This is a genomic window from Neoroseomonas terrae (assembly GCF_018129025.1).
Taxonomy (GTDB): domain Bacteria; phylum Pseudomonadota; class Alphaproteobacteria; order Acetobacterales; family Acetobacteraceae; genus Neoroseomonas; species Neoroseomonas terrae.
In genome coordinates, this window is sequence record NZ_JAAEDI010000027.1 from 49,491 (window position 1) to 66,555 (window position 17,065).

Consider the following 17,065-nt stretch of genomic DNA (forward strand, 5'->3'; position numbering starts at 1 on the left):
CTTGATTCGGATCAAGGACGCGACCGCCCGCCTGGTGTTGCTTCCCTGCGATGGCGCGTGCGGCGACTCCGCCGCGGCGCCGGTTGGGGAGAATCTGGTCGTGGCAGCAGTATCTGCAACCGCCATCCTGGCTCCGGGCCAGGCCGCGAGGGTGGAGGAGGTCGGCTATGTCGAGGCGCCGATCCGCGCCTTTGCCATCGCCACCGTGTTCTGGGGCATCGTCGGCTTCCTGGCGGGGGTGGTGATCGCCCTGCAGCTCGCCTTCCCGCTGCTGAACCTCGACCTGGAGTGGACGACCTTCGGTCGGCTCCGCCCGGTGCATACGAGCGCGGTGATCTTCGCCTTCGGCGGCAATGCGCTGATCGGCACCTCGCTGTTCATCGTGCAGCGCACCTGCCGCGCGCGGCTGTTCGGCGGCAACGACGCCGGCTGGTTCCTGTTCTGGGGCTACCAGTTCTTCATCGTCATGGCGGCGCTCGGCTACGTGCTCGGCATCACGCAGTCGAAGGAATACGCCGAGCCTGAATGGTATGTGGATCTCTGGCTGACAGTCGTCTGGGTTGCCTACCTGATCGTCTATGGCGGCACGATCGTCCGGCGCGAGGAACCGCACATCTACGTGGCGAACTGGTTCTACCTCGCCTTCATCATCACCATCGCCATGCTGCATATCGGGAACAACATCTCGGTGCCCGTCAGCCTCGGATCCTCCGCATCATACTCGGCGCCGGCCGGCGTGCAGGGGGCGATGATCCAGTGGTGGTACGGCCACAACGCCGTCGGCTTCTTCCTGACCGCCGGCTTCCTCGGGATGATGTACTACTTCATCCCGAAGCAGGCGGACCGGCCGATCTACTCCTACCGGCTGTCCATCGTGCACTTCTGGACGCTGATCTTCCTCTACATCTGGGCGGGTCCGCACCACCTGCACTACACCGCGCTGCCGGATTGGGCGCAGACCCTCGGCATGGTGTTCAGCGTCATCCTCTGGATGCCGTCCTGGGGCGGCATGATCAACGGGCTGATGACCCTGTCGGGGGCGTGGGACAAGCTGCGCACCAACGCAGCACTTCGCTTCTCGGTCGTCGCCGTCGGCTTCTATGCCATGGCGACCTTCGAAGGCCCGCTGATGTCGATCAAGGCGGTGAACGGCCTGTCGCATTACACCGACTGGACTATCGGGCACGTGCATTCCGGTGCGCTCGGCTGGAACGGCTTCATCACCTTCGGCGCGCTGTACTACCTGTTCCCCGTGCTGTGGAAGAAGAAGGCGCTGTGGAGCGAGAAGCTCGTCGCCTGGCACTTCTGGCTCGCGACGCTCGGGATCGTTCTCTACATCAGCGCGATGTGGGTGTCGGGCATCATGCAGGGCCTGATGTGGCGCGCCTACGATGAGCTCGGCTTCCTCCAGTACTCCTTCGTCGAGACCGTGGAGGCGATGCACCCCTACTACGTGATCCGCACCCTCGGCGGCGTGCTGTACCTGACCGGTGCGCTGCTCATGGCCTTCAACCTGTGGAAGACGGTGACCGTGGGCGAGGCCATCGAGCCCGAGCACGCCACCGTCCCCGCCCATGCCGTCGCGGCCGAGTAAGGAGGGCACGACCATGTTCCGCTGGCTTCGCGACCACGGCATCATCGAACGCAACCTGGTGCTGATGGGCGTGCTCACCCTGATCACCGTCTCGATCGGCGGGCTCGTGCAGATCGTGCCGCTGTTCGCTGTCGAGACCACCATCGAGCGCGTCTCGGGCGTGCGTCCCTACACGCCGCTCGAACAGGTGGGGCGCGACATCTATGTGCGGGAGGGCTGCTACACCTGCCATTCGCAGATGATCCGCCCCTTCCGCGACGAGCTGGAGCGCTACGGCCACTACAGCCTCGCCGCCGAAAGCATGTACGACCACCCCTTCCAATGGGGCAGCAAGCGTACCGGGCCGGACCTTGCCCGTGTCGGCGGGCGGTACTCGGATGACTGGCAGGCGGCGCATCTGCGATCCCCGCGCGCGCTGGTGCCGGGGTCGGTGATGCCGCCCTATGCCTTCCTCGATCGGCCGCTGGACTACCGCGACATCCAGGACCGCATGCGGGCGCTTCGCGCGGTGGGCGTGCCCTACACCGACGAGATGATCGCCAATGCGCGCGCCGATCTCGAGGCGCAGGCCCGGCCGGATGCCGACCCGACCGGCTTCCAGTCCCGCTACGCCCGCGCCCGGCAGGGTGCGTTCGACGGTGATCCGGTGCGCGTCACCGAGATGGATGCGCTCGTCGCCTATCTGCAGATGCTCGGCACGCTCGTCGACTTCCGCGACGTCACGCCCGCGCAGCTGCGCCAGCCCTGAGGAGAAGAACGATGGGCTCGCTGATCGATCTGCTGCCGTTGCTGCGCAGCCTCTGGGTCGTGTGGTTCTTCGTCCTTTTCCTCGGGATGCTGTGGTTCGTCCTGCGCCCGTCGAAGAAGACCTACTACCAGGCCCAAGGCGACATCCCGTTCCGCGACACCGATTCCGCCCCCGGCGGGCGCTGAGGAGCATCCGAGGATGCCGACCAAGATCGAGAAGGACGCCGTCACTGGCCAGGAGACCACCGGCCATGAATGGGACGGCGTGAAGGAACTGAACAACCCGCTGCCGAAGTGGTGGCTGTGGACCTTCTACGCGACCATCGTCTTCGGCGTGGCGTGGATGGTGATCTACCCGTCGCTGCCAGGCTGGAAGGGCAGCTCAGGCTGGGTGGCGCGGGAGGCGGTGGTCGCCGATGTTGCCGCCGCCCAGGCCGCCAACGCACCCATGATGGCGCGGCTGCGCGAGGCGACCCCCGCGCAGATCGCGGCCGACCCGGAACTGCGCGCCTTCGCGCTCGCCGGCGGCCGCGTCGCCTTCGCGAACAACTGCGCCGCCTGCCATGGTGCGGGCGGGCAGGGGGCGGTGGGCGGCTTCCCCGCGCTGGTCGATGACGACTGGCTGTGGGGCGGTTCGCTGGACGCCATCGAGGCGACCATCCGCCACGGCATCCGCACCGCCGAGGATGCCGATGCGCGCAACAGCGCCATGCCGCGCTTCGGCTTGGACGGGATGCTGACCAACAATCAGATCGGCGACGTCGCCGAATTCGTGCTCTGGATGACCGGGCGGGCAACCCATGCTGCGGAGACCGAGCGCGGCCGGGTGATCTATGCGGAGCAATGCGCGGCCTGCCACGGCGCGACCGGCGAGGGCAATCGCGAGCTCGGCGTGCCGCGGCTGTCGGATCAGGTCTGGCTCTATGGCAGCACCAAGCAGGACGTCATGGCGATGGTCCGCAATCCGCGGATGGGTGTGATGCCGGCTTGGCAGGGCCGTCTCGACCCCGCCGTGATCAACATGCTGACCGTCTATGTCCATGCGCTGGGTGGGGGCGAGTAGCCCCCGGCCGCCAGGATGAACGCCATGACCCCCGTCGAGGCACCGCAGCGTGCGAAAGCCGACCGACCGGCGGTGACATCCGCCGCGTCGCCGCTCTACGCATCGCGGCAGAAGGTCTATCCGAAGCGCGTCTTCGGCCGGGTCCGCTCGGTGAAATGGGCGGTGCTGATCGCCTGCCTCGCGCTGTACTACATCGTGCCCTGGCTGCGCTGGGACCGCGGCCCGGGCATGCCGGACCAGGCGGTGCTGGTGGATATCGGCAATGCCCGCCTGTTCTTCTTCTGGATCGAGCTCTGGCCGCAGGAGATCTACTTCCTGGCCGGCGCGCTGATCCTCGGCGCCTTCGCGCTGTTCGCCGTCTCGGCGCTGTTCGGACGGCTGTGGTGCGGCTTCGCCTGCCCGCAGACGGTCTGGACCGACCTGTTCATGTGGGTGGAACGCTGGATCCAGGGCGACCGCAACGCGCGGATGAAGCTGGACCAGGGGCCGCGCAACGCGAACTACTGGGCGCGCAAGTCGCTGACGCACGCTGCGTGGCTGGTGATCGCCGCGGCAACCGGCGGCGCCTGGATCATGTACTTCGTGGACGCGCCGACCGTGACGGCCGAGATCCTCACCGGCCGGGCTAGCCTCGAGGTCTATTTCTTCTTCGCGTTGTTCGCCGGCTTCACCTATCTGCTGGCTGGCTGGGCGCGGGAACAGGTCTGCACCTACATGTGCCCCTGGCCGCGCTTCCAGGCGGCGATGCTCGACGAGAACTCGCTCGTCGTCACCTATCGCGACTGGCGCGGGGAACCGCGGGGCAAGGCGAAGGACGCGCATGCTGGCGATTGCGTCGATTGCTACGCCTGCGTCCATGTCTGCCCCACGGGGATCGACATTCGCGACGGGCAGCAGCTGGAATGCATCGGCTGCGGCTTGTGTGTGGATGCCTGCGACAGCGTGATGGGCAAGCTGCATCGGCCCAAGGGCCTGATCGCCTTCGAGACGCTGAAGAACCTCTCGGCCTCCGCCGCCGCCACCGCGGGCATGGCGCCGGGCGAGGTGCGCTTCGCCATGGGCATGGCGGCGCGACAGGTGCCGCGCTTCGTGCGAGCGCGCACGCTGATGTATGCGGGCGCGCTGTCAGCCGTCGCGCTGGTGATGCTCGGTGCCTTCCTGCTGCGCTCGACGCTGGACGTGACGGTGCTGCGGGATCGCGCACCGCTGTATGTGCGCCTGTCCGACGGTTCGATCCGTAACGGCTACACGGTGAAGATCGTCAACAAGCGGCATGACGATGCGCCGCTGGCGTTGACGTTCCAGGCACCCGAGGGCTCCCGCGTGACCGTGCAGGATGTCGGCCATGACGATCAGGGCCGCCCGCTGCTGGCGCGCCGCGCCGATGGCATCGCGCAGTATCGCGTGTTCCTGACCGCGCCATCCGGCATGCGCCTGCCGGAGAGCACGCCCGTCACGTTCCGCCTGATGGATGCGAGCGGCCGCGTGGCCGTCAGCCAATCCACCGCCTTCCTGGGACCAAGGCCATGAGTGCGACCATTGAGCGCGGTTACGACCCCAAGCGCAGCCGCTGGATTCCGTGGGTCTTCGTCGGCGGCTTCGCCGCCGTGTTCACGGTCAACATGCTGATGATCTACTACGCGATCTCGACCTTCACCGGCGTGACGGTCACGCATGCCTACGAACGCGGGCGCGGCTACGACGCCGTGCTGGCCGAGGCGGCGCGGCAGGACCTGCTCGGCTGGCATGCGACTGTCACACTCGCCGGCGGCCGTGTCAGCGTCGCGGCGACGGATCGCGACGGCCGGCCGCTGCACGGCCGGATGGAGGGCGTGCTGCAACGGCCGCTGGAGCGCGCGCAGCTGCCGCTGACTTTTGCGCCGCGCGGTGACGGCCATTGGGCCGCGGAGGTGGCGCCGCCGCAGTCCGGCCAGTGGGAAGCCCGGCTGACGCTGTTCGGGCCCGATGACGTGCCGTTCGACATCCGTCAGCGGGTGGTCGTTCCGTGAGCATCCTCGGCCGCGCCCTGCCGGTTGCGTCGGAGGCCGTCTCGACCGGCGCCTGCACGCATTGCGGCGCAGCGCTCGCTGCCGGGCAGGACCGCTTCTGCTGCAATGGCTGCGCGGGTGCGCATGCGCTGGTGGCCGGGCTTGGCCTCGCTTCCTTTTACGGCCGCCGCGAGACCGAGGCCGGCGCGCTGCGGCCCGAGGAGGCCCCGCCCGTGCTGGACCTCGCGCCCTTCGCCGCAGCGCCGAAGGACGACCTTCAGCGGCTGGACCTGATGGTCGCCGGTCTGACCTGCGGCGCCTGCGTGTGGCTGGTGGAACAGGCATTGGCGGCTGAACGGGATGTGCTGTCGGCCCGCGCCTCGCTGACGGCGCGCCGGCTGACCATCACCTGGCGCGGGGCAGCGGCGCGCGCGAACGACCTTGGCGCGCTGCTCGCGCGACTCGGCTTCCGCGTCGCGCCATGGTCCCCCGCCTGCCTGCGCGCGACCGAGGATGCGGAAGGCCGTGCGCTGACGCGCGCGCTCGGCATCGCGGCCTTCGGGTCGATGAACGTCATGCTCGTCTCCGTCGCCGTCTGGGTGGGCGGGGACATGGGGCCGGCGCTGCGGCACGGGCTGCATTGGCTCGCAGCACTGATCGGGCTGCCGGTCGTGCTGGTGGCCGGCATGCCCTTCTACCGTTCCGCCTGGGCGGCGCTGCGCGCGGGGCGGCCCTCGATGGACCTCGCCATCTCGCTCGGCGTGCTGGCGACGGCAGGAATGTCGCTGTCGGAGACGCTGCGCAACGGTCCCTACACCTGGTTCGACGGCGCGACGATGCTGCTGGCGCTGCTGCTGGCCGGGCGCGTCTTCGACCGCGCGGCGCGGCGGCGCGCGCGGCAGTCGGTCGCGGAACTGCTGGCGTTGCAGGAGGGCCTGGTCAACCGCCTGCTGCCGGATGGCCGGCTGGAGGCGGTGCCGGCGGAAGCCGTCGCCGCCGGCGACCGCGTGCTGGTCGCGGCCGGGGATCGGTTGCGGCTGGACGGCGAGGCCGCTGTCGATGCGTTGCTGGATGCTGCCGCGACGACGGGCGAAAGCGTGCCGCGCCGCTACGCCGCCGGCGAACCGCTGCCGGCCGGCGCGGTGAACATGGGCGCCGCCTTCACCATGACGGTCAGCGCGTCGGCGAAGGATGGCTCGCTGGCCGCCATGGCGCGGCTGCTGGAACGGGCCGAGCAGGCCAAGGGGCGCTTCGTCGCCATCGCCGACCGCGCCTCGCGCTTCTACGTGCCGATCGTGCATGCGGTGGCGGCAGCGACCTTCCTCGCCTGGTGGGGCGTACTCGACGCGCCGTGGCAGGTCGCGCTGGTCAACGCCGTCTGCGTGCTGCTGATCACCTGCCCCTGCGCGCTGGCGCTCGCGGTGCCGGCGGTGCAGGTGGTCGCGGTGGGCGGGCTGTTCCGGCGAGGCGTGCTTGTCACCTCCGCCACCGCGCTGGAACGGCTGGCGGGCGCCGACCATGTCGTGCTGGACAAGACCGGCACGCTGACCGAAGGCCGCCCCGTGCTGTTGCCGGAGGGTCAGGACCCCGCCACCCTGCGGCGTGCGGCCGGCATGGCCCGCGCCTCCCGTCATCCTCTCGCCCAGGCACTGGCGCGGGCGTGCCCGGAGGCGCCGCTGGCAGCAGGCGTTCGCGAGGTCCCCGGCCAGGGGCTCGAGGCCGGCGCGGCGCGGCTTGGTTCCTCTGCCTTCTGCGGCCTCGGCACGTCGGCGGACGGCATGACGCTGGTGTTCCGGGATGGCGAGGGCGCCCCGGTCGCCTTCCGCTTCGCCGACCGGCTGCGGGCGGATGCGGCGGCCTCGGTCGCGGCCCTCGGGGAACTGGGCCTGCCCGCCGAACTGCTGTCGGGCGATGGCGAGGGCGCTGTCGCTGCCGTGGCGCGGCAGGCCGGCATTGCCCAATGGCGCGCCGCGGCCGATCCGCTCGCCAAGCAGGCGCGCATCGCGGCGCTGATGAAGGCCGGCCGCCATCCGCTGATGGTCGGCGACGGCATCAACGACGCGGCGGCCCTTGCCGCGGCGCATGTCTCGGCAAGCCCGGCCGGCGCGACCGACCTGGCGCAGACGGCGTCCGATCTCGTGCTCCAGCGCGAAGGACTGTCGGCGCTGCCTGCCGTCATCCGCATCGCGCGGCAGGCGCAATCCATCGCGCGGCAGAACATCGGCTTTTCGCTGGTCTACAACGTGGTCGCGGTGCCGGTGGCGGTGCTCGGGCTGGTCACGCCGGTGATCGCGGCGCTCGTCATGGCCTCCTCCTCCCTGGTCGTGGTGCTGAATGCGCTGCGCGCGGCGAAGGACTGAACCCGATGGATGCGCTGATCCTCCTCATCCCCGTCTCGCTGCTGCTCGGCGGCATCGGGCTGGCGGGGTTCCTCTGGGCGCTGCGGTCGCGCCAGTACGACGACCTGGACGGTGCGGCCGCACGCATCCTGTTCGACGACAACCCCCGCAAGGAGCCGCCGCAATGACCGGTGTCCGCACCTTCTTCCTCGTGTTCTACCTCGCGACCGCCGTCCTCGGCCTGTTCGCCGCCGCCGCCGCGCGCGATGCCGGCATCGCCATCTTCGGCTGGGGCATGCTGTTCTTCGGCGTGCTCAGCGCGTTCCACGCGATCAAGGCGCATTACGACGAGGTGGAGCGCCACTGACCTTCTGCCATAGTGACGGGTGCGCTGTGGCCAGACCGCCCGCCGGCGACTGACCTCATGGCACGGGCGAGATCACCCGCTTCAGGCAGCGCAGCGTGAAGGCCGTGCGCGTGTGGCGCACGCCCGGCAGGTGGTAGATCTTCTCGCGCAGCAGCTTCTCGTACCCTGCGGTGCCGCCGACGGCCGCCTTCAGCACATAGTCGTACTCGCCCGTCACCAGCCAGCATTCCAGTACCTCGGGCATCGCCATCACCGCTTCCTCGAAGCGTTCGAGGTGGGTGTCGTCGTGGCGCTCCATCATCACCTCCAGGAACACCGTGTCCGGCAGGCCGAGCGCCGCCTGGTCAAGCACGGCGTGATAGCCCTGGATCACGCCGGATTGCTCCAGCCGCTTCACGCGTGTCCAGCAGGGAGAGGGAGAAAGCCCCACCTCCTCGGATAGCTCGGCGTTGGTCAGCCGCGCCCGGCGGGCGAGGGCACGGAGAATTCGGCGGTCAATGGCGTCCATCACGGAAGGATGTTCCGCTTCTTCGGCGGCGCACAACAGAAATCGGAATAAATCCCTGCGCCCGATGCCCCATCATCCTGCCATTGGCAGAACTCCCGGGACCACCCAACATGACCGCCATGGGCAGCATCATCCGACCGGACGCCACTCTCGAGGAACGCTGGGATTCGACCGGCGGGCCGGTGCTGCTGACCGGCACCCAGGCTCTGGTTCGCCTGCCGATGCTACGGCAGGAGATGGACGCAGCCCTCGGATGGAAGACCGGCGGGTTCATTTCAGGCTACCGGGGCTCGCCGCTCGGCGGCTTCGACAAGGAACTGGGGCGGCAGCAGAAGCGGCTACGCACCCACCACATCGCCTTCCAGCCAGGGCTTAACGAGGACCTTGCCGCCACCGCCGTGTGGGGTAGCCAGCAGGTCGGGCTGACGCCGGGGATGACGGTCGATGGTGTCTTCGGCATCTGGTACGGCAAGGGGCCGGGTATCGACCGGTCGGGCGACGTGCTGCGCCACGCGAACAGTGCCGGCACGATGCCGAAGGGCGGCGTCATCGCGCTGGCGGGCGACGATCCGTCGTCCAAATCCTCCACGATCACCTCGGGCTGCGAATACAGCTTCATGGATGCCGAGATCCCGGTGCTGGACCCGGCCGATGTCGGAGAGGTGCTGGAGTTCGGCCTGAAGGGTATCGCCCTGTCGCGCTTCGCCGGCCTTTGGGCCGGGGTGAAATGCGTGGCCGACACCATGGACGCGTCGATGACGGTGCTGCTCGACGCCGCGCGTTACGCGACGCGCGATCCGGCCGGGCTGCCCATGCCGCCGGACGGGTTGCACATCCGGCTGCACGACACCCCGATCGCGCAGGAAGAACGGCTGCGCCACTTCAAGCTGCCGGCCGCCATCGCCTTCGCCCGCGCCAACGGCTTCGACCGCATGGTGATGGACGGGCCGAATGCCCGCTTCGGTATCGCCGTGCGCGGCAAGGCCTATGCCGTGTTCCGGCAGGCGCTGGAGGAAGCCGGCATCTCCGAGGGCTTCGCGCGCGAACATGGGCTGCGCATCTGGAAGGTGGGCCTCCCCTGGCCGCTGGACCCCGAGGCAGCGCGCGCCTTCGCCGACGGGCTGGAGGAAATCCTCGTCATCGAGGATCGCCGCCCGGTGATCGAGCCGCAGCTTCGCGACGCGCTGTTCCACGCACCGGTGCGCCCGCGCGTGACCGGCAAGAAGGACGAGAACGGCAGGCCGCTGTTGTCGGACCTCACCGAGCTCGACATCGGCCAGATCCTGCGCGCGCTCGCGGCCCGCCTGCCGGCGCCGCTGCGGACCAACCGCCTGCATGAACGCATCGCGGAGATCGATGCGCTGGCCAGCCAGCAGACGGTCCCCTTACATCTGCGCGACCCGTATTTCTGCCCAGGCTGCCCGCATAACACCTCGACCCGCGTGCCGGACGGGTCGCGTGCGCTGGCCGGCATCGGCTGCCACTATCTGGCGAAGAACATGGACCGCAACTCGGACCTGTTCACCCAGATGGGCGGGGAAGGCATGCCTTGGATCGGCCAGGCGCCGTTCACCAGCGAGAAGCACGTCTTCGCGAATATCGGCGACGGCACCTGGGGCCATTCCGGCAGCCTGACCGTGCGCTTCGCCGTCGCCTCCGACGCCAACATGACGTTCAAGATCCTGGTCAACAGCGCGGTCGCGATGACCGGCGGCCAGACGCCGGAAGGCGAGATCGACGTCCCGCACATCGCCGCGCAACTTCACGCCGAGGGCGTGGAGCGCATCGAGATCGTCTCCGACGACCCGGATCGCCATCGCGGCAATCCGCTGATCCCGGCCGGCGCCGGCTTCCACGACCGTTCTGAGCTGGACGCGGTGCAGCGGTCCCTGCGCGAGGTGAAGGGCGTCACCGCCATCATCTACGACCAGGAATGCGCGACCGAGCGCCGCCGCAAGCGCAAGCGCGACCTCGCGCCGAAGGCCGAGCGGCGGGTGATGATCAATCCGCGCGTCTGCGAGGATTGCGGGGACTGTTCCCGCGCCTCCAATTGCCTTGCAGTCGAGCCGGTGGAGACGCCCTTCGGCCGCAAGCGCAAGATCGACCAGTCAGCCTGCAACCAGGACTTTTCCTGCCTCAACGGCTTCTGCCCGTCCTTCGTCACGCTGGTCGGCGCGAAGCCGGCAGAGCACCATGTCGTCGCATCCGGCGCCGCACCGCCGGAACCGACGCGGCCGGAGGTGCAGGGTGAGGCCTGGAACCTGCTGATGGCCGGGGTGGGCGGGCAGGGCGTGTCGTCGCTCGCCGCGATCCTCGCCCAGGCGGCGCATCTCGAAGGGCGGCCGGTGCGCAGCCTGGATTTCCTTGGCCTCGCGCAGAAGGGCGGCGGCGTCTATGCGCAGCTCCGCATCGGCGCGGCGGGCGCGGCGGCGGACAGCATCGCCGGGGCGCGCATCGCTGCCGGCGGCACCGACCTGCTGATCGCGGCTGACATGGTGGTGGCACATGGCCGCACCGCGCGGCCCTTGCTCGGCCCTGGCCGGACGGCGGCGGTTGTGAATGCGGATCTCGCGCCCACCGCGCAGTTCGTGAAGGACACCGGCACGAAGTACCGCGGTGCGGAGATGCTGGAGAGCATCCGCACCGCCTGCCGCACCACCACCGCGCTGCCGGGCACGACGCGCGTCGCGGAGGAACTCGGCGACGCCGTGTACCTGAACGTCTTCCTGCTCGGCATCGCCTATCAGCGCGGATTGGTGCCGCTGTCCTCGGAGGCGATCCTCCGCGCGCTGGAACTCAACGGCGCGCAGGTCGTGCTGAACAAGGAAGCCTTCGCGCGCGGCCGAGCGGCGGCGCTGGAGGACCTGCAGCCGCCGGCGCCCGTCGCTGAGACGCTCGATGGCCTGATCGCCCGTCGCGCCGCCGACCTCGCTGCCTATCAGAACGCCCGCTACGCCGATGGCTACAAGGCTTTCGTCGCCAGCATCCGTGCGGCCGAGCACGTGGCCCTGCCCGGCGAGGAGCGCCTGACCCGCGCGGTCGCGACGCAGCTCCATCGCCTGATGGCCTATAAGGACGAGTATGAGGTCGCCCGCCTGCACAGCCTGCCGGAATGGAAGGATGCGCTGGCCCACGGCTTTACCGGCACGCAGCGGATCGAGATGCACCTCGCCCCGCCCGTGCTGGCGAAGCCCGACCCGGTGACGGGCGTTCCCGGCAAGCGCCGCTTCGGCCAATGGATGCTGCGTGCGATGGGGCTGCTGCGCCACGGCAAGGTCCTGCGCGGCACCGGGCTCGACCCCTTCGGCCGCACCGGGGAACGCCGCATGGAGCGTGCGCTGCCGGGCGAGTTCCGCGCCGGCATCGAGCGCCTGCTGGCTGGTCTGCCCGGCAACCACATGATGGCCTGTGACTGGGCGGAAGCCTGGGCAGGCATGAAGGGCTTCGGGCACATCAAGGAGCGGAACCTGGTGGCGATGCGGGCGCGGCTGACGACGATCGAGGCGCCGGCCATCGCGGCCGAATGAAGGTCGGGGACGGGCACCTTCCCCGAGCCTCCGATTGTTGGCCGCGGCGGCCGGGGACGTTCTCAGCGTCCCCCGCTGCTGTATCGTGACGCCCGGGGAGACCGAACGACCATGACGCACGCCTTTGACCTGGCCGAGGCCACGCGCGAACTGCAATCCGTCGCGCTCGACTTCGCGCGTGAGGTGCTGGCCCCGAACGCCCGGCGCTGGGACGAGGAACGCCATTTTCCCGTCGATGAGATGCGTGAGGCCGCGAAGCTCGGCATGGCCGCGCTCTACGTTCGCGAGGAATCAGGCGGCTCGGGCCTCACCCGCCTCGATGCGGCCGTCGTGTTCGAGGCGCTGGCGACCGGCTGCCCTACCGTTGCTGCCTACCTGTCCATTCACAACATGGTCGCCTGGATGATCGACCGCTTCGGCTCCGACATGCAGCGGACCGAGCACCTCCCGTCGCTAGTCACGATGGAGCGCATCGCCTCCTACGCGCTGACGGAACCGGGCGCGGGTTCCGATGCCGCCGCGCTGCGCACCCGCGCGGCGCGTGACAATGAAGGCTATGTGCTGAACGGCACCAAGCAGTTCATCTCGGGCGCCGGCGTGTCGGATCTGTACCTGACCATGGTGCGCACCGGTGGCGATGGCCCCTCCGGCGTCTCCGCCCTGCTGGTTCCGAAGGAAACCGCGGGCCTCAGCTTCGGCGCCAACGAACGCAAGATGGGCTGGAACGCCCAGCCCACCCGCCAGGTCATTTTCGAGGATGCGCGCGTCGCCGCCTCGGCGCTGCTCGGGGAGGAAGGGCAGGGGTTCCGCTTCGCGATGGCTGGGCTCGATGGCGGGCGGCTGAACATTGCCGCCTGCTCGCTGGGTGGGGCGCAGGCCGCGCTCGACATCGCCCTGGCCTATACGCGCGAGCGACGCGCGTTCGGCAAGGCGATCAGCGACTTTCAGAACACGCAGTTCCGGCTGGCGGACATGCGCATCGAACTCGAAGCCGCTCGCTCCCTGCTATGGCGCGCCTGCGCCAAGCTCGATGCGCGCGCACCCGACGCGACGGCCTTCTGCGCCATGACCAAGCGTTTCGTCACCGACACCGGCTCGCGCGTAGCGGACGACGCGCTCCAGCTTCTCGGTGGCTACGGCTACCTCGCGGATTACGGCATCGAGAAGATCGTGCGTGACCTCCGTGTCCACCGTATCCTGGAAGGCACCAACGAGATCATGCGCCTGATCGTGGCGCGCGGCATGCTTGCCTAAAGCAGATCCTGTTCGGATGGGTTCATCCGAACAGGGCGAGATGCACGAAAAGGTAGAGCAGAGCAGGTGAACGCAGGTTCGCCGGAAATGCTCTAGGTCAGCTTCACCTCCGCAACCTTGTCGCCATACTCCTTCTTCGGGTCCATGCCGAGCAGCAGCTTGATACCGGCGAAGATGCTCGATTCGTTGAGCCAGATCTCGGCGTCGGCCGGATCGAAGCGGAGCATCGTCAGCTTCGGATCGTCCTTGCCACCCTCATACCAGGCGGCGACGAAGCGGTTCCACAGTCGGTCGATGACGGCGCGGTCCTTCTGCACGCTCAGCTTGCCCTGCACCAGGGCGAAGACGCCGTGTCCCTTGGACGCGAAGCTGATCACCCCATCCGCCGTGCCGCCGCGGACGTTCTCCACGATGTCGTTGTCCTTCGCGGTGAAGAACCAGAGAGGACCCTTATCGTCATCGCCGTCGAGCTGCGCGGTCATCGGCCGCATCACCGGCCGGTCAGTCCCTCGGACGCCGAGCATCACGGTCATGTCCGACCGCAGCTCCTTCCAGAACTTGGCCTCGATCTCCTTGTCGCGATCCATCGCCATTCTCCCTGCCTGGATCAGACAGGAAAACAGGCGAGGTGCCGCGGGGTTGCCGACCTCACGCCCATAACACCGAATGGCCATCGAAGCCGGCGGGCGGGAAGCCTGGCAGGATGAAGGCCATGTCGGCCGTGCCGTTGCCATCCATGTCGATGAATAGTCTCCCGGTCGCTTCCTCGAAGCGGCCTTCCGCCCCGCCCTGGGCGGTGAAGGCGAAGGCGCCGCGCCAGCGGAAGTCCCCGCCCGTGCCGATGCCGGCGAAAGCGAGGATATCCCCCTCCAGCGGATTGAAGTTCACGATCGTATCCGGCGCGGAGACCGGCGAGTGCGATATCGCGGTGAAGATGAAGACATCGGCACCGGCACCGCCGACCAGCCAGTCGGCGCCGAGGCCGCCGGTGATCTCGTCGCTGCCGCTGCCGCCCGTCAGCGTGTCGTTGCCGTCGCCGCCATACAGCCGTGCGTGCCCGGCCGCGACGGTGATCCTGTCGTCACCACTGCCGCCGTGCACGACCTCGACATTGTTCGTCACGACCGAGATACCGCCCGAGCCGAGCGTCAGCACGTCCGCGCCGGCGCCGAGCGAAACAGTCATGCTCCCCGTCGCTCCGGCGATCGTCACGTGATCCGCGCCGGCGCCGCCCATCACCGTCTCCACATTGCGCAGCACGGCCGTGTTGGCGCCAGGGCCGAGCACCAGCCGGTCCGCGCCGGCGCCGAGGTCGATCTCAGCCCCTGCGACCGCGCGCGCGAAAGTCACGGTGTCGTTCCCCGCGCCGCCCGTCACCCGCTCGACATCCCACAGCACGACGCTGTTGCCGCCTGCGCCCAGTAGCACGTGATCGATCCCGGCACCGAGGCGCAGCACCACGCCATCGGCACCGTCCGCGAGCTCGATCGTGTCCGCGCCGTCGCTGCCGATCACCAGCTCGGTTCCCGCGACGGCGATGCGGTTGTCGCCGGACGCCAGCACCAGCCTGTCGTTGCCGTCACCGAGGTCGATGACGGCACCCATCATCGCCACGCCCAGCGTCACGACATCCGCGCCGCTGCCGCCGATGACGGTTTCGGCATGGGTGACGGTCAGCACGTTGCCGCCATCGGCGAGCATCAGCCGGTCCTGACCGGCGCCCAGATCGAACCGCCCGCCTCGCAGCGGTTCGAGTAGCGTGACGGTGTCGTCGCCGCCGCCGGCCTCCAGGACCTCCACGCTGCTCAGCAGGAGCCGGTCGGCGGCGTCGGTCAGCAGCAGCCTGTCGCGCCCCCCACCAAGCGCGACCAGCGCATCGAGCGCAGCATCCAGGAAGGTGATCTCGTCGGCGCCGCCACCGGCCTCGACCGTCTCGACGCCGGCGACGGCGACACGGTTGGCACCGACCGACAGCGTCAGCCGGTCTGCGCCGGCGCCGAGATCGACGATCGCGCCGACGGCTCGCCGCTCGAACAGGATCAGGTCGTCGCCGCTGCCGCCGATCAGCGTCTCGACCCCGCCGACGGAGAGCGTGTTGCCGCCATCGGCCAACCGCAGCCGGTCCTGCCCGCCATGCAGCAGGATGCGGCCGATCATGCCGGCGGCGAGCGTGAGATCCTCGTCCCCGCCGCCGCCCTCCAGGGATTCCACGTTGACGATCAGGGCGCGGACGGGGCCGCCGCGGATCACCAGCCGATCGTGCCCCGCGCCCAGGTCGATGATGCCGTCGTCGATCGCGCCGGAGAGGGTGACGAGGTCGGCGCCGCTGCCGCCCAGCAGCGTCTCGGTGCCGACCGCGCGAAGCGTGTTGCCGCCATCGGCGAGCACCAGGCGATCGGCCCCGGAGGAGAGGTTGACGAGGCCGCCCTCCATCCGCGCCAGCAGCGTCACGTGGTCGCCGAGCACGCCGCCGATGATCGTCTCGACGCCGCCGGCGAACAGGGACCCGCCGCCGAAGCGAACGATACGATCCGCGCCGGCGCCGCCGATGATCGTCTCGACGCCACGGATCGACAGGACGTTGCCGCCGTCCCCCAGTTCGATGATGTCCGCCCCGGCACCGAGATCGTACATGCCGCCATGGGGCAGCGCGCCCTCCAGCACCAGCCAGTCGTTGCCGCCGCGGCCAATGACGGATTCGACGCCCGACAGCCGCAGGGTGTTGTCACCATCGGCGAGGCTCAGGCTGTCCGTGCCGGCGCCCAGTGCCACGATGCGGCCAGGGATCACATCGGTGAGAACGATGGTGTCATCGCCCGCGCCGCCCTCGATGGTCTCGGCGCCCGCGACGGTCAGCAAGCTGCCGCCGTTCCCGAGTACGAGCCGGTCCGAACCGGCACCGAGGTCGTAAAGCCCTTCCGCGCGGCCTTCGACGAGGATGACGTCGTCGCCCCCGCCGGCGGAGAGCGTTTCGACGCCCGCGATGGTGATCGAATCGCTGCCGTCCGACAGGACGGCGCGATCCTCGCCTTCCTTCAGGTCGATGCGCATGCCGATGGCGGCGCCGGCCACCGTCACCTCCTCGACGCCGCGGTTGCCGAGGATGGTTTCGATGTCCGCGGCGACCGTGACCGCGTTGCCGCGCGTCGAGATCATCGACAGCAGGTCGGCACCCGCGCCGAGCGAGTAGTACCCGAGCATGGGTGCCCCGCTGATGATCGAATCGCCGCCGGTGCCGCCGATGATGGTCTCGATGCCGACGACGGTGATCTCGTTCGGCCCGTCGGCAAGGATCAGCAGGTCGTTGCCGCCCCGCAGGTCGATCCGCGCGCTGATGATCGGAGCGAGCAGGGCGATCGTGTCTGCGCCGGCTCCGCCGGTGATCGTCTCGGTCCCCTGGACGTAGACGCGATTGCCACCCCCGGCGAGCTGCAGGCTATCGGCGCCGGCGCCGAGGTCGACGATGGCATCGGTCAGGGTGCCGGTGACCGTGACGGTATCGGCGAAGGCACCGCCGGTGAGCCGGTCAAAGGCGCCGAGGGCGAGGGTGTTCGCTGCGTTGTTCGGAAGGATGACGACGGACAAGGGCAGCGCCTCCGGCTCGGGGCGGCGCGCGCGGCGCCAGATCCCGGCAGGGTGCGGTTTGTCCCTAAAAAAGAGACGAATTTATGAGATAAA

The 17,065-nt window shown here is 69.3% G+C and carries 14 protein-coding genes; 11 read left to right on the top strand and 3 right to left on the bottom strand.

Annotated features, from left to right (window positions below; genetic code table 11):
- Window positions 1–100 precede the first annotated feature (100 nt).
- From ccoN to GXW78_RS22060, 9 genes are read left to right on the top strand one after another with little or no spacing between them, the layout of a single operon-like run.
- Window positions 101–1,594 (top strand): cytochrome-c oxidase, cbb3-type subunit I, encoded by a 1,494-nt coding sequence (gene ccoN, locus GXW78_RS22020; RefSeq protein WP_456307089.1) that lies wholly within the window; start codon window positions 101–103, stop codon window positions 1,592–1,594.
- A 13-nt stretch (window positions 1,595–1,607) separates the two neighbouring features.
- Window positions 1,608–2,342 (top strand): cytochrome-c oxidase, cbb3-type subunit II, encoded by a 735-nt coding sequence (gene ccoO, locus GXW78_RS22025; RefSeq protein ID WP_211871054.1) that lies wholly within the window; start codon window positions 1,608–1,610, stop codon window positions 2,340–2,342.
- A gap of 11 nt (window positions 2,343–2,353) precedes the next feature.
- Complete coding sequence (locus tag GXW78_RS22030) at window positions 2,354–2,527, top strand: cbb3-type cytochrome oxidase subunit 3 (RefSeq protein WP_211871055.1); 174 nt, start codon at window positions 2,354–2,356, stop codon at window positions 2,525–2,527.
- A gap of 13 nt (window positions 2,528–2,540) precedes the next feature.
- Entirely contained in the window at window positions 2,541–3,404 is an 864-nt protein-coding gene (ccoP, locus tag GXW78_RS22035) for a cytochrome-c oxidase, cbb3-type subunit III (protein WP_211871056.1), read from the top strand.
- Window positions 3,405–3,428: 24 nt separating this feature from the next.
- The gene (ccoG, locus tag GXW78_RS22040) at window positions 3,429–4,934 is read left to right on the top strand and encodes a cytochrome c oxidase accessory protein CcoG (RefSeq protein WP_211871057.1); all 1,506 of its coding nucleotides are present in this window, start codon (window positions 3,429–3,431) and stop codon (window positions 4,932–4,934) included.
- Window positions 4,931–5,413, top strand: coding sequence for a FixH family protein (locus GXW78_RS22045; RefSeq protein ID WP_211871058.1), 483 nt, complete (start codon window positions 4,931–4,933; stop codon window positions 5,411–5,413). Before ccoG ends, GXW78_RS22045 begins: the two co-directional genes overlap by 4 nt.
- Window positions 5,410–7,752, top strand: a complete 2,343-nt coding sequence (locus GXW78_RS22050; RefSeq protein ID WP_338147815.1) for a heavy metal translocating P-type ATPase — start codon at window positions 5,410–5,412, stop codon at window positions 7,750–7,752. The genes GXW78_RS22045 and GXW78_RS22050 overlap by 4 nt, the downstream gene beginning before the upstream one ends.
- Window positions 7,753–7,757: 5 nt before the next feature.
- Window positions 7,758–7,919 (top strand): cbb3-type cytochrome oxidase assembly protein CcoS, encoded by a 162-nt coding sequence (ccoS, locus tag GXW78_RS22055; RefSeq protein ID WP_211871059.1) that lies wholly within the window; start codon window positions 7,758–7,760, stop codon window positions 7,917–7,919.
- Complete coding sequence (locus GXW78_RS22060) at window positions 7,916–8,098, top strand: hypothetical protein (RefSeq protein WP_211871060.1); 183 nt, start codon at window positions 7,916–7,918, stop codon at window positions 8,096–8,098. The genes ccoS and GXW78_RS22060 overlap by 4 nt, the downstream gene beginning before the upstream one ends.
- Window positions 8,099–8,153: 55 nt before the next feature.
- On the opposite strand, the gene GXW78_RS22065 is transcribed toward GXW78_RS22060, so the two are convergent.
- Window positions 8,154–8,606, bottom strand: coding sequence for an Lrp/AsnC family transcriptional regulator (locus GXW78_RS22065; RefSeq protein WP_211871093.1), 453 nt, complete (start codon window positions 8,604–8,606; stop codon window positions 8,154–8,156).
- 119 nt (window positions 8,607–8,725) lie between these two features.
- Between GXW78_RS22065 and GXW78_RS22070 the strand changes: the two genes are divergently transcribed.
- Window positions 8,726–12,133, top strand: coding sequence for an indolepyruvate ferredoxin oxidoreductase family protein (locus tag GXW78_RS22070; RefSeq protein WP_246522522.1), 3,408 nt, complete (start codon window positions 8,726–8,728; stop codon window positions 12,131–12,133).
- A 111-nt stretch (window positions 12,134–12,244) separates the two neighbouring features.
- Window positions 12,245–13,387: an acyl-CoA dehydrogenase family protein gene (locus tag GXW78_RS22075; RefSeq protein WP_211871061.1), complete on the top strand. Its 1,143-nt coding sequence runs from the start codon at window positions 12,245–12,247 to the stop codon at window positions 13,385–13,387.
- A gap of 92 nt (window positions 13,388–13,479) precedes the next feature.
- Here the strand turns inward: GXW78_RS22075 and GXW78_RS22080 are convergent, their stop codons facing one another.
- The gene (locus tag GXW78_RS22080; RefSeq protein ID WP_211871062.1) at window positions 13,480–13,974 is read right to left on the bottom strand and encodes a pyridoxamine 5'-phosphate oxidase family protein; all 495 of its coding nucleotides are present in this window, start codon (window positions 13,972–13,974) and stop codon (window positions 13,480–13,482) included.
- 61 nt (window positions 13,975–14,035) lie between these two features.
- Window positions 14,036–16,972, bottom strand: a complete 2,937-nt coding sequence (locus tag GXW78_RS22085) for a beta strand repeat-containing protein (RefSeq protein WP_211871063.1) — start codon at window positions 16,970–16,972, stop codon at window positions 14,036–14,038.
- Between the last annotated feature and the right edge of the window lie 93 nt (window positions 16,973–17,065).